This is a genomic window from Ruegeria jejuensis (assembly GCF_041537905.1).
Lineage (GTDB): Bacteria > Pseudomonadota > Alphaproteobacteria > Rhodobacterales > Rhodobacteraceae > Ruegeria_C.
The window spans coordinates 134619-147820 of sequence record NZ_JBGRUO010000008.1 but is presented as its reverse complement, the minus strand read 5'-3'; the positions used below and the strand labels follow the sequence as shown (position 1 = coordinate 147820).

The 13202-nt window shown below is 61.0% G+C and carries 12 protein-coding genes and 1 tRNA gene; 9 read left to right on the top strand and 4 right to left on the bottom strand.

The annotated features are described in order from the left end of the window. Positions 1–158: 158 nt before the first annotated feature. The gene (locus AB1E34_RS11725; RefSeq protein WP_372572529.1) at positions 159–980 is read right to left on the bottom strand and encodes a bestrophin-like domain; all 822 of its coding nucleotides are present in this window, start codon (positions 978–980) and stop codon (positions 159–161) included. 140 nt (positions 981–1120) lie between these two features. Beyond that, on the bottom strand, positions 1121–1987 hold the full coding sequence (locus tag AB1E34_RS11720; protein WP_372572528.1) for a MurR/RpiR family transcriptional regulator: 867 nt from the start codon (positions 1985–1987) through the stop codon (positions 1121–1123). Between the two features lie 102 nt (positions 1988–2089). Between AB1E34_RS11720 and AB1E34_RS11715 the strand changes: the two genes are divergently transcribed. The 9 genes from AB1E34_RS11715 to AB1E34_RS11675 all read left to right on the top strand — a co-directional run bounded on the left by AB1E34_RS11715 (position 2090) and on the right by AB1E34_RS11675 (position 12444). Further along, positions 2090–2875 carry an N-formylglutamate amidohydrolase gene (locus tag AB1E34_RS11715; protein WP_372572527.1) on the top strand — a complete coding sequence of 262 codons (786 nt, stop codon included), beginning with the start codon at positions 2090–2092 and terminating at the stop codon, positions 2873–2875. Next, positions 2872–3411 (top strand): TRAP transporter small permease subunit, encoded by a 540-nt coding sequence (locus tag AB1E34_RS11710; RefSeq protein ID WP_372572526.1) that lies wholly within the window; start codon positions 2872–2874, stop codon positions 3409–3411. Before AB1E34_RS11715 ends, AB1E34_RS11710 begins: the two co-directional genes overlap by 4 nt. After that, on the top strand, positions 3411–4736 hold the full coding sequence (locus tag AB1E34_RS11705; RefSeq protein ID WP_372572525.1) for a TRAP transporter large permease: 1326 nt from the start codon (positions 3411–3413) through the stop codon (positions 4734–4736). The genes AB1E34_RS11710 and AB1E34_RS11705 overlap by 1 nt, the downstream gene beginning before the upstream one ends. A gap of 63 nt (positions 4737–4799) precedes the next feature. Continuing rightward, entirely contained in the window at positions 4800–5834 is a 1035-nt protein-coding gene (locus AB1E34_RS11700; protein WP_372572524.1) for a TRAP transporter substrate-binding protein, read from the top strand. 135 nt (positions 5835–5969) lie between these two features. Next, positions 5970–7613, top strand: coding sequence for a Na/Pi cotransporter family protein (locus AB1E34_RS11695; protein ID WP_372572523.1), 1644 nt, complete (start codon positions 5970–5972; stop codon positions 7611–7613). A gap of 32 nt (positions 7614–7645) precedes the next feature. Continuing rightward, entirely contained in the window at positions 7646–9010 is a 1365-nt protein-coding gene (locus AB1E34_RS11690) for a glutamine synthetase family protein (RefSeq protein WP_372572522.1), read from the top strand. Positions 9011–9013: 3 nt separating this feature from the next. After that, positions 9014–10390 (top strand): aldehyde dehydrogenase family protein, encoded by a 1377-nt coding sequence (locus AB1E34_RS11685; RefSeq protein WP_372572521.1) that lies wholly within the window; start codon positions 9014–9016, stop codon positions 10388–10390. 4 nt (positions 10391–10394) lie between these two features. Beyond that, positions 10395–11540, top strand: coding sequence for an iron-containing alcohol dehydrogenase (locus AB1E34_RS11680; protein ID WP_372572520.1), 1146 nt, complete (start codon positions 10395–10397; stop codon positions 11538–11540). Positions 11541–11721: 181 nt separating this feature from the next. Beyond that, positions 11722–12444 carry a porin gene (locus tag AB1E34_RS11675; RefSeq protein WP_372572519.1) on the top strand — a complete coding sequence of 241 codons (723 nt, stop codon included), beginning with the start codon at positions 11722–11724 and terminating at the stop codon, positions 12442–12444. 116 nt (positions 12445–12560) lie between these two features. Here AB1E34_RS11675 and AB1E34_RS11670 read toward each other — a convergent pair. Together AB1E34_RS11670 and AB1E34_RS11665 are read right to left on the bottom strand one after the other, a co-directional pair. Next, positions 12561–12635: transfer RNA gene (locus AB1E34_RS11670), tRNA-Val, on the bottom strand. An 18-nt stretch (positions 12636–12653) separates the two neighbouring features. Continuing rightward, positions 12654–13043 carry an HU family DNA-binding protein gene (locus AB1E34_RS11665; RefSeq protein ID WP_372572518.1) on the bottom strand — a complete coding sequence of 130 codons (390 nt, stop codon included), beginning with the start codon at positions 13041–13043 and terminating at the stop codon, positions 12654–12656. Positions 13044–13202: the final 159 nt, after the last annotated feature.

The following is a 13202-nucleotide window of genomic DNA, read 5'->3' as shown; positions in this document are numbered from 1 at the left end:
CGTCCAGCCTTGCAATCATTACGTGTATGGGCTTGACCCACAGCAGTAAGAATAGCGTGCCTGCTGGATCAAAGCCACCGGAATGCGCCGACATCACCAATATGGGGAGAAACCGCCGAGCCAGGGTTACTGGCGATCCCGGCAGCTAGCTCGCCGACCTAGTCTACTTGTGTTTCAATGGTATCAAACGCCGCACTCAAATTGCTGAGATCGATCGATGACAATCCCAGATAGGGGTTGCTCATCTCGATGATGAAGAAAAGGGTAAGCCCGGTATAAATGCTGTAAAGCGCAACAAGAGCCGACCGGACCCAAGAAAACGGCGTTACGAAAAACACAAGCAGCAGAAAGATATATCCGACAACGGACAGGGTCCAAAACAAGTTGGATACACCCCGCGCGGTCGACGCAACACGTTCCAGCCGCAGGCTGAAAGCCTGGTCGAGCTTGCTGACAATCCGGTCGAGCGTGATGCTCTGCTGCTCTTCCTTTGGCTCGATCGCAAGCAGAGCCTGATAGATCTCACTGGAGACTTGTGACGCCTCGCGGAAGATCAGGTCCGAATTGCCGATGTTGTGAACATCGATCGCAGGTGTGTCGTCTTGCTCTAGCACGTCGATATATTCGAAAAACTTGGCACGCACCGGATCAATATCCTGGTTGCGCAGCCGGGCAATTTCATGTGCCGCTTCGGACAGGATAATGACCTCGGCCGCGATCGTTTCCCGTGCCTGTTCATATTGTTCCTGGGCGCCGGAAAAGATCAGCGCCAGGATCAGCGCATGCAGCGTCCCGATGCGGAACCCGATATTGACGGCCATTTCCTTGGTGTCGTCCGAGGGTGGGCGTTGCCTGATCCGGTGTATGAAATAGTAGGGCAGCACACTGATCGCTGACATCAAGAGGATGATCAGGGCAATGCTGGCCCAGGGATGATACAGCATCCAATCCAGCGCCTGTCCGCTTTCTTGCTCGTTCATGAAACCGCCATTCTCCGAATTGACGGACCTCAAAAGGCCTGCCCTGTAGAGAGCTTAACAGGGTCTGGCCGGAATTTTCCAGACGCGTGCACAACCAAGCATTGCAGCCAGGCATGCAAAAACCCTGTGCGTCGCTACCCCTACCCCCGGAACAGCCGCGTTGATGAGAACATGGCCTCCAGTTCCTCGATCCGCTCCTTGCTCTGCTCCCAGCGGGCATCCTGAACCTCGGCGATCAGCGCCTCGACGATCAGCATCAGCGCAATGGTGCTGTCCCAGCTTGAGGGGGCCTCGACCAGCGAGTTGAACGTATGACGGGCCGAGCGCGCAATGGGCGATCCCCATTGGTCAGTGAACAGCACCACCGTCACCCCGCGTTCCGAGGCGATCTGCGCTAGTTTAGCCAAATGCGCCTCGTATCGGCGAATATCGAAGATCACCAGCACCGAGGCTTCGTCCATGTCCAGCAGGTATTGCGGCCAGACATTGGCGGAATTGCCCAGCATGGTCACGTTGGGCCGGATGATCTGCATATGGTTGTAGAGGTAATCGGCATTGGACCGCGTAATGCGCCCGCCGACCACATATAGCGGGCGCGCGGTATCGGCGAGCAGCCTGGCCACCGCATCGAACATGTCTGTGTCGATCCGGTCTAGCGTGTGGCGCATATTGGTCCAGGCGGTCTGGGCAAACCGTGTCAGCGGATGCTCGGCCCCCTCATCCACCACCCAGGCGTCGCGCTTGGCGATCGGTTTCTTGATCTGTGCGGCCACCTCGTCCCGCAGCGCATCCTGCAGTGCCGGAAAGCCGTCAAACCCCAGCTTGCGCGCCATACGGATCACCGTGGGGGTCGAGACGCTGGCCGCGTTGGCCAGTTTGGTGATCGATTGCAAACCGCCCATCGGATAGTCTTGCAAGAGGATCGAGGCCAGTTGCCGCTCGGACGGCGTCAGCGCCTCCATCTCTTCCTGTATCTGCTGTTTGACAAGCTTGGTGGTCGGGGTCACGAGACGCTACCTGATTACGATTTCTACAGCCTAGGCGGTTCTGTAATCATGTCTACAGAAAAATTGTTGACAGGAGATGCGAAGCTGTAACCAATGTTTCACATGGCAATCGATCCCGAGTCCCCTCTGCTGTCCGCGCTGGAAGCTCCGGCAGCGCGCGTGCTGAACGCGCGTGGGGCTGGTGCGGCTGTGCTGGTGTGCGAACATGCCAGCCGGTTCATCCCGGCGGCGCTGCACCGGCTCGGGCTGGACGACGAGGCGGCAATGTCACATGCAGCCTGGGATGTGGGCGCGATGGAACTGGCGGTGGAACTGATGGGTGCGCTGGATGCGCCTTTGGTCCATTCCCGGGTGAGCCGTCTGGTCTATGACTGCAACCGCCCGCCCGAAGCAACGGGTGCGGTATTGGCGCGCAGCGAGCGGTTTGAGATACCCGGCAATCAGGGCCTCAGCGCCGCACATCACGCCCAGCGGGTGCGCGATGTCTATGCGCCGTTCCGCGACCTTCTGGCAGATGTGCTTGCGGGGCGCAACGACCCACCCTTGATGATCACTATCCACAGCTTTACGCCTGTTTACAACGGCATACATCGCGATATTGATCTTGGAATTCTGCACGATACAGATGATCGGGCGGCCCGGGCTCTTCTCGGCAAGGCCTCACCTTGCAGGCTGCGCGTGGCGCTGAACCAGCCCTATTCAGCCCACGACGGCGTCACCCACACACTGCGCGAACATGGCGTCCGCAACGGTCTGCATAATGTGATGCTGGAGGTTCGCAACGATCTGATCGACACGCCCGCCGGCGTCAATCGCATCGCCGGGCTGCTGTCGCCGATGCTGGCAGAGCTGGTCGCTGAACTCACACCCGAGGCGGCATCCTCATGACAAAAGGGGCTGGGGGTCTGCATTTTCTGAGGCAATATGTCCGCGTCATCGACCGGCTGAATCGCTGGATCGGACGGGTGGTGATGTATGGCATCTTTGTCATGATGGGCATCCTGCTCTGGTCGTCGATTTCCAAAACCTTCTTTCTGCCCTCGCTCTGGACGCTGGAAATGGCGCAGTTTGCCATGGTCGCCTATTACGTGCTGGGCGGGCCTTATTCGATCCAGATGGGCAGCAATGTGCGGATGGACCTGCTTTACGGAGAATGGTCGAACCGGCGCAAGGCCTGGACCGATGCGATCACCGTCTTCTTCCTGATCATCTATCTGATCGTGATGCTTTATGGCGGCTACGACTCGCTGAGCTATTCGCTGCAATATGGCGAGCGCAGCCCGACCGCCTGGCGGCCCTATCTGTGGCCGATCAAGTCGATCATGATCGTCGGGCTGTTCCTGATGCTGCTGCAGGCGGTGTCGGAGCTGTTCAAGGACCTCCTGCGCTTGCACGGCGACGACATCCCGCGCGAGGTGATCTGATGCCGTATGAGCTGATCGCCATCCTGATGTTTTCCACCATGATGCTGATGCTGCTGACCGGACAGCGGGTGTTCGGGGCGATCGGGTTCGTGGCCGTGGTGGCGGCGCTGCTGCTCTGGGGGGACCGGGGCGGCTATGATCTGGGCTTCTCGGCGGCGATGAAGCTGATGAAATGGTATCCGCTGCTGACACTGCCGATGTTCATCTTCATGGGCTACGTCCTGTCCGAATCGAAGATCGCGGATGACCTCTACAAGATGTTCCATGTCTGGATGGGCGGTCTGAATGGCGGGCTGGCCATCGGCACGATTGGCCTGATGGTGCTGATCTCAGCCATGAACGGGCTGAGCGTAGCAGGCATGGCCATCGGGGCAACCATCGCCCTGCCCGAGCTCTTGAAACGCGGCTATGACAAGCGAATGGTCACCGGCGTCATTCAGGCCGGGTCCAGCCTGGGCATTCTGGTGCCGCCTTCGGTGGTGTTGGTGCTTTATGCAATGATCGCGCGCCAGCCCGTGGGGCAGCTGTGGCTTGCAGGCGTGGTGCCGGGGCTGATGATGGCAGCGATGTTCATCCTCTATATCGCGATCCGCTGCCGGCTGAACCCGTCGCTTGGGCCGGTTCTGCCTGCCGCGGAACGCGACTTGCCGCTGGGTGAAAAGCTGGCGCTGCTGCGCGCGGGACTGCTGCCCATCGGCATCTTCGCGGCGATGATGGTGCCGTTTGTCAATGGCTGGACCTCGCTGGTGGAAAGCTCGGCGATCGGCGCGCTGACCGCCTTTGCCGCCGCTGTTTTGAAGGGCCGGATGACGCGTCAGGTGTTCGAGACCTCGGTGCGCTCAACGCTGGGCATCACCTGCATGTTCATGTGGATCATCTTGGCCGCGCTCGCCTTTGGTGCGGTCTTTGACGGGCTGGGCGCGGTCAAGGCGATCGAGAACCTCTTTACCGAACGGCTGGGCCTGAACCCCTGGATGATTCTGATCCTTATGCAGCTGAGCTTCATCCTGATGGGTACGTTTCTGGACGACACCGCCATGCTGGTGATCGTCGCCCCGCTTTATGTGCCGCTGGTGGGCGCGCTGGGGTTCGACCTGATCTGGTACGGGGTGCTCTATACGATCACCACGCAGATCGCCTATATGACGCCGCCCTTCGGCTATAACCTGTTTCTGATGCGGGCCATGGCCCCGCCCGAGATCACCTTGCGCGACATCTATGGCTCGATCCTGCCGTTTGTGCTGGTGATGGTACTGGCCCTGAGCATCATCATGACATTTCCGCAGATCGCGCTGTGGCTGCCCGACTATATCTACAACAAGTGACCCCGGCCAAACCGGGGCGGAGACGACCGTTCGAGTAACAACACAGACCAACGGAGAGAGAGTATGACCAACAGACGTACATTCCTGAAAGGCGCCGCTGCCGCCCCAGCCGCCGCAGCACTGGCCACACCCGCGCTCGCGCAGGGCCAGATCAAATGGCGGATGCAGACCTATGCGGGCGCGGCGCTGGCCGAGCATGTGATCGACCCGGCGATCAAGATGTTCAACCAGATCGCCGGCGACCGGATGCAGATCGAGCTGTTCTATGCCGATCAGCTGGTGCCCACCGGAGAGCTGTTCCGCGCCATGCAGCGCGGCACCATTGACGCGGTGCAGTCGGACGATGACTCGATGGCCTCACCCACCGAGGTGACCGTGTTTGGCGGCTATTTCCCATTTGCCTCGCGCTACTCGCTGGACGTGCCGGTGCTGTTCAACCAATACGGTCTGAACGAGATCTGGGACGAGGAATATTCCAAGGTCGGCGTGAAACATATCAGCGCCGGGGCCTGGGACCCCTGCCATTTCGCCACCAAGGACCCGATCAACTCGCTAGAGGACATGAAGGGCAAGCGCATCTTCACCTTCCCCACCGCCGGGCGCTTCCTCAGCCAGTTCGGCGTGGTTCCCGTCACCCTCCCCTGGGAAGATATCGAGGTCGCGGTGCAGACTGGCGAGCTGGACGGTATCGCCTGGTCCGGCATCACCGAGGATTACACCGTCGGCTGGGCAGACGTGACCAACTACTTCCTGACCAACAACGTGTCGGGCGCGTGGGCGGGGCACTTCTTTGCCAATATGGACCGCTGGAACGAGCTGCCCGAGGATCTGCAGACTCTCTTCAAGGTCTGCTGCGACCAGTCGCATTATTACCGCCAGTGGTGGTATTGGGGCGGCGAGGCAAATCTGCGCGTCAACGGCACCAAGATGCAGTTGACCACCATCCCGGACGAGGAATGGGCGCAAGTCGAACAGGCCGCCGTGAAGTTCTGGGATGAAATCGCCGCCGAAAGCGAAACCAAGGCCAAGGTGGTCAACATCTTCAAGCAATATAATGAAGTGATGCAAAAGGCCGGACGGCCCTATCGCTACGGCTGATCCGTCGGGATTGGCACTTGCCTCGGCGCGGTTTTGGTCGCGCCGGGGTGCTTCGCTTCCGAAACTCGGAACGCGTGTTGAAAGGAAATAGAACTGGCAATCGCGGGTTTCATAGTCGAGATTTTTGCGGCAACCATGTTGCTGCTTTTTGCCGTGCGCTTCGTGCGCACCGGCATCGAGCGGCGCTTTGGTGCGATGTTCGAACGGCTGCTCACGGGCCATACCAACACGGCGCTAGCGGGTCTGTCGGGCACTGCGCTGGCGGTGGTGATCCAAAGCTCGGCCGCGGTGGCGCTGCTGCTGACCGGCTTTGCGGCGGCGGGCATGGTGGGGTTCGGCTTTGCCTTGGCTGGTGTGCTGGGGGCTGATCTGGGCTCGGCGCTGGTGGTGCAACTTCTGTCCTTTGACCTGCGCTGGCTGATGCCGTTCCTGCTGGCGATTGGCGGCTGGCTCTATCTGAAATCCGACCGCAGCCATGTGCGGCTGAACGGGCGGATCATTCTGGGCATCGCCTTTATCCTGATCTCCCTGCAATTTCTGCGCGAGGCGGTCGACCCGATCCGCGAAAGCGCCTTTCTGCCCGCCGTGGCCGGGTATCTGAGCACCGACTATTTCGCTGCCTTCCTGGTTGGCGCGGCTCTGGCTTTTGTGATGCATTCCAGCGTGGCCGCGATCCTGATGTGCGTGGCGCTGGTGCAGGTCGATGCCCTGCCCTTTGCCGCTGGTCTGTCACTGATGCTGGGTGCCAATCTGGGTGGCGCCCTGATCCCGATCTGGCTGACCCGCGACCTGCCGCCCGTGCCCAAGCGCATCCCGCTGGCCAATTTCCTGCTGCGCGGATCGGCGGCGTTTCTGTGCCTGATGGTCATCAACCTGTTTGGCCTGTCTGACGCACTGCTGCTGGGACAACCCGGCCAGTCGCTGGTCAGCGCCCATATCGGGTTCAACCTGCTGCTGGCGCTGAGCGCGCTTGGCATCGTGCGTCACCTTGAACAGCCCATGAGCTGGCTCCTACCAGAACAGGACGACAGCGAGGCGGCGGGATCGGAGTTGCTGGAACCGCTCAGCCCGCTTGATGACCCGCATGGCGCGCAGGCGGCGGTGGCGATGTCCTCGGTCCGACAGGAACTGTTGCAGATGGTGGCGCGGGTCGAGCGGATGATGCGGCCCGTGTTGGACCTCTATCAAGACAACGATGCCGAGGCGATCGACGCGCTGTTGCAGGAAGACGAGAAGGTGAACACCCAACTCACCGATATCCGTCGCTATGTCGCCAAGATGCCGCGCCAGAACATGCGCAAATCCGAGATCAAGGCGGCGCGGTCGCTTGTCGAATACGCCATCCGCGTCGAAGCCGCAGGCGATATCGTCTCGAAACGCATGACCGGTTTCGCCAAGGCGCGCCATGAGGAGCGGGTGCAATTCTCGGCCCCCGGCTGGAAAGAATTGTCGGACCTGCACCAGGCAGTGACGGAGAGCTTTGCGCTGGCGCGCCACGTCTTGCTGGTGGACGATCTGGATTGCGCGCGCCGCCTGGTGCTGGACAAGGCCGAGATCAAGCGCATGGAGCGCGCCAGCCGCAAGGCGCATCTGAAACGTCTGGAACGCGGCACAACGGAAAGCTTCCAGTCCAGCGACCTGCATCTGGAAACCTTGCGGGCGCTGCGCGACCTGCACGGACATATCGCCTCGGTCGCCTACCCGATCCTTTACCGCTCGGGCCAGATTCTGGAAACCCGGCTTGTAACCGAAATGAAAAGCGAGCGGGTCAATGACTGATCCCCTGAAACGATACAAAACGGATTGACACCATGAGTGATGCATCTGCTCTGAAAGAGCTTTCGGCCAAGGTGACCAGTGGTGAGGTGGACACGGTTCTGGTCTGCCTTGTGGACATGCAAGGCCGCCTGATGGGCAAGCGGTTCCACGCGCAGAACTTCCTCGACAGCGCCTGGCAGGAAACCCATTGCTGCAACTATCTGCTGGCCACCGATCTGGAAATGGCGACACCCGACGGCTATGCCGCGACCTCTTGGGAGGCGGGCTATGGCGACTATGTCATGAAGCCTGATCTCAGCACTCTGCGCCCGATGCCCTGGCTGGAAGGCACGGTGATGGTGCTCTGCGATGTGCTGGATCATCACACGCATGAGCCGGTGCCGCATTCCCCGCGCGAGGTGCTGAAACGCCAGATCGCCCGCGCCGAAGCTCTGGGGCTGACGCCGATGATGGCAACCGAGCTGGAATTTTTCCTGTTCGAGCAGACCTATGATGCGATCCGCGCCGGGGGCTTTCGCGATCTGACCCCGATCTCGGGCTATAACGAGGATTACCACATCCTGCAGACCACCAAGGAAGAACATGTGATGCGCCCGCTGCGCAATCACCTCTTTGCTGCCGGCATTCCGGTGGAAAACACCAAGGGTGAAGCCGAGGCCGGTCAGGAAGAGCTGAACATCCGCTATGCAGACGCTCTGGCCTGCGCTGATCACCATACGATTGCCAAACATGCCACCAAGGAAATCGCGCATCTTCAAGGACATGCGGCCAGTTTCTTACCCAAATGGCATGCCTCGCGCGTCGGCTCGGCCAGCCATGTGCACCTGTCGCTCTGGCGCGGGGATGAAGCGGCGTTTCATGACCCGGAAGCCCCCCATGGCCTGAGCGAGCTGGGGCGGCAGTTCTGTGCGGGGATGATTGCTTATGCGCCCGACTACACCGCGTTTCTGGCCCCTTATGTGAACAGCTACAAACGCTTCATGAAGGGCACATTCGCGCCGACCAAAACGGTCTGGTCGGTGGACAATCGCACCGCCGGGTTCCGCCTGTGTGGCGAAGGGACCAAGGCGGTGCGGATGGAATGCCGGATCGGCGGGTCGGACTTCAACCCCTATCTGGCGCAGGCCGCACTGCTGGCGGCGGGCCTCAAGGGGATCGAGGACAAGATGGAGCTGGCCGCGCCCACCTCTGGCGACCTCTATGAGGATACCGAGGCGCGCGAAATCCCCCGCACCCTGCGCGATGCGGTCGAGACGCTGCGCGGCTCGGACATGCTGCGCGCAGCGATGGGGGATTGGGTGGTTGACCACTACACCCGCTGCGCCGAATGGGAGCAGGAAGAGTTTGACCGTGTGGTGACCGACTGGGAAATCGCCCGGGGGTTCGAAAAGGCCTGAGACATGACAAAGACAACGCGATGTATCTCTCCGATCGACGGGTCGGTCTACTTGGAACGACCGGTTCTGCCGCCCGACGCGGCCCGATCCGCCGCCGCCCACGCGCGGCAGGCGCAGCGTGACTGGGCGGCGCGCCCCCTCGCTGAACGGATCGCGCTGGTGCAGGCCGGCGTGGCCGAGGTAGGCAAGACCACCGACCGAATGGCAGTGGAACTGGCCCATCAGATGGGCCGCCCGGTGCGTTATGGCGGTGAATTCGGCGGGTTCGAAGAGCGTGCGCTGCATATGGCCAAGATCGCCGACGAGGCCCTCGCGCCGATCATCGTTGAAGACAGCGATGCGTTCCTGCGCAAGATCACCCGCGAGCCGCATGGCGTCGTGCTGGTGGTGGCGCCGTGGAACTACCCTTACATGACCGCGATCAACACCGTGGCCCCCGCTCTGATCGCGGGCAACACGGTTCTGCTGAAACATGCGGCGCAAACGTTGCAGGTTGGCGAACGGCTGGCCGAGGCGTTTCACGCTGCGGGTGTACCCGAGGATGTGTTCCAGAACCTGGTACTGGATCACGACACAACCTCGGACCTGATCGCGGCGCGGCACGTGGATTTCGTCATTTTCACCGGCTCGGTCGGCGGCGGACAGGCGATGGAACGCGCGGCGGCTGGCACCTTCATTCCGGTCTCGACCGAGCTTGGCGGCAAGGACCCGGGATATGTGCGGGCGGATGCCGATCTGGATGCTGCCGTCGAGACGCTGATCGACGGGGCGATGTTCAACTCTGGCCAATGCTGCTGCGGGATCGAGCGGATTTATGTGCATGGCACGCTGTTCAACGATTTCGTGGAAAAGGCCGTGGCGCTGGTGAATGGCTACAAGCTGGGCAACCCGCTGGACCCCGAGACCACGCTGGGACCCATGGCGCATACGCGCTTCGCGCGCGTGGTGCACGACCATATCGAGGATGCGATGGCAAAGGGAGCGACTGCCCATATTGACCGCTTTGCCGAAGATGATGGCGGCGCTTATCTGACGCCGCAAATCCTGACCAACGTGACTCACGACATGGACGTGATGCGCGAAGAGAGCTTTGGCCCGGTCGTCGGCATCATGCCGGTAAACGATGACGAGGAAGCGATTGCGCTGATGAATGACAGCCGGTTCGGGCTGACGGCCTCGATCTGGACCCGCGACGCGGCCAAGGCCGAAGAGATCGGCGCGCGGCTGGAAACCGGCACCGTGTTCCTGAACCGTTGCGATTATCTCGACCCCGGCCTGTGCTGGACCGGCTGCAAGGATACCGGGCGCGGCGCGGGCCTCTCGGTGCTGGGCTTTCACGCCCTGACCCGTCCGAAATCTTACCATCTGAAGAAGGCGTGAGCCCATGAAACTAGTTGGAAACTGGTCCTACCCCACCGCGATCCGCTTCGGCGCCGGACGTATCTCTGAAATTGCCGAGGCCTGCGCCGCCGCCGGGATCACCAGGCCGCTGCTGGTGACCGACAAGGGGTTGGCCGATCTGCCGGTGACCCAAACCACGCTCGACCTGATCGAGGCGGCAGGGCTGGGACGGGCCATGTTCTCGGACGTGGACCCCAATCCGAACGAAAAGAATGTCGCCGCCGGGCTGACCGTCTACCGCGAGGGCGGGTTTGACGGGGTGATCGCCTTTGGCGGCGGCTCGGGGCTGGATCTCGGCAAGGTGCTGGCCTTCATGGCAGGCCAGACACGCCCCCTGTGGGATTTCGAGGATATCGGCGATTGGTGGACCCGCGCCGACCCGGCAGGCATCCACCCGGTCGTGGCAGTGCCCACAACTGCCGGAACCGGGTCTGAGGTCGGGCGTGCAGGTGTGATCACCAACTCTGAAACCCATGAAAAGAAGATCATCTTTCATCCTAAAATGCTGCCCTTGCAGGTGATCTGTGACCCGGAACTGACCGTTGGCATGCCCAGGGCCATCACGGCGGGAACCGGCCTTGATGCCTTTGCCCATTGTGTCGAGGCCTATTGCTCGCCGCATTATCACCCGATGTCTCAGGGCATGGCGTTGGAAGGCATGCGGCTGGTCAAGGAGTACCTGCCCCGCGCCTATGCCGATGGCAGCGATCTTGAGGCACGCGCGCATATGATGTCGGCTGCGGCCATGGGCGCGACCGCGTTCCAGAAGGGCTTGGGCGCAATCCACGCGATGAGCCATCCCATCGGCGCGCATCACCACACCCATCACGGCACCACCAACGCGGTCTGCATGCCTGCCGTGCTGAAATTCAACCGCCCCGCCGCCGAAGGCGTACTGACCCAGGCCGCCGCCTATCTCGGTATTGAGGGCGACTTCGACGGGTTTTGCGCCTATGTGGACGGCTTGAACGCAGAGTTGGGCATCCCCCGCAGGCTGAGCGATCTGGGCGTGCGCGACCCCGATATCGACACCCTTGTGCGCGACGCGCTCAACGACCCTTCAACCGGTGGCAATCCGGTGAAAATGACGGCTGAAAACACCCGCAAACTGTTCGAAGCGGCGTTGTAGACCCCGTCGCAAACACCGCTGATGCCGTCCGGAGGCCATTGGCGGTGTTCTGCCTTGAGTTGAACAATTCTCATCCTGTGACTGTTTTGCACTTCTTATTCTGCCGCGAAGCCCCTATTATTGACGCCAGAGCGCAACAGCGCCAAACGCGGACAAAACGCCCGCAAACAGGAGCAGTTTGATGAAAAACATCATCGTAGCCGGGGCGTTGGCCTCGGGGTTTTGTGTTGGTGCAGCCAGCGCAGCGGAATTGACCGGCGGTTACTTTGACCTCGGGTATTCAACCTTCACCGACAGCGATAACGGGTCCAAGTTCTACGGGGCCGGTTCGGGTGAATTGGGCTTCACGCGCAATTTCAGCGTCCAGGCGGATGTGGGCGTGTATCGCTTCGATGAAATCAGCGAGACCGGATATAACGGTACCCTGCACGCTATCTTCCACACCAACGACAACCTGTCCTTGGGCGCCTTTTACAACCGTGACGATCTGGACGGTGACAACGACTCGAACACTTACGGAATCGAGGCCGGTTACGAGGTCGGCGCGATCGGGCTCGAAGGCTATGTCTCGCGCATCGATTTCGTGGATGCGGATAGTGATGATGGCACGTTGCTTGGTGTCCGGATCGATGGCGAGGTTGCACCGCTATTCACCTTGTCCGCCTCGGTGGACTACCTGAATGGTCCCAGCGATATCGACCTGACCCGGGTCAGTCTTGGTGCCGACTATAATCTTGGCGAAGGCGCGCATATCTACGGCGAGGTGGGCAGCGCCAAGGTTGAACTCGGCGGTCTGAGCGATTCCGAGGCCTTTGTTGCGGCAGGCATTCGCCTCAACTTCGGTGCCAAACGCGGCACGACCTTTGGCCGTCGCGGCTTGCTCGACAAGCTCCCCGGCGCGTAATCAAAGTGCGCCCGGTGGCCATGCCGCCGGGCGCGAAATAGGCGGCGCGACACCATTTGCGTTCGGAGTCATGGCCAACGCTGCGCCCGAATCCGGATCAGTTATTCTGGAAAGAGTGGTGGGTGATAAGAGATTTGAACTCCTGACATCTTCGATGTGAACGAAGCGCTCTACCACTGAGCTAATCACCCGTGCGCGCGGTATTAGCGCTAGTCGGCAGGCTGCGCAAGAGGTTCTTTTTCCTTGCCCGCAGCCGCTGCGGGTTGCCGCAACCGGCAGATCACGACGCGACCATTTGCCTTTTCCTCGCTGCGATTTATCTTGAGCTTTCCGAATGGCTGTAGGTTCAGTTCGCGCCCTTCCGCGACCGTTTCACCCAGGATGGCGAGCAGAGCCTCAACAACCGGTTTGGCATCCTTCTTCTTGACGCCGGAGCGGGCAACCACCTGATCGATCAGTTCCTTCTTGCGCAGCTCGGGCCCTGCCACAACCGGGGTCGAGGCGACCACTTTCGGATTTGGCGCGGTCGTGTCGGCCGGTTTGGGTGCGGTGGATGTCTTGCGCGCGTCGCCGGGTGTTTTGGTGGATTTCCGTGCCATTGCCTGCCTCACTGAGTGACTTTTGAGGCAAGTTTAGAGGGCGAGACGGGTAATTGCCACAACTGCTAGTGATTGAGCCATCTTTGTGGGTCTCTGGTCCCCAAGTGCAACATGGCCGCCGGAAACAACGCGGGGCGGGCCAGCCGGCCCGCCCCGTTT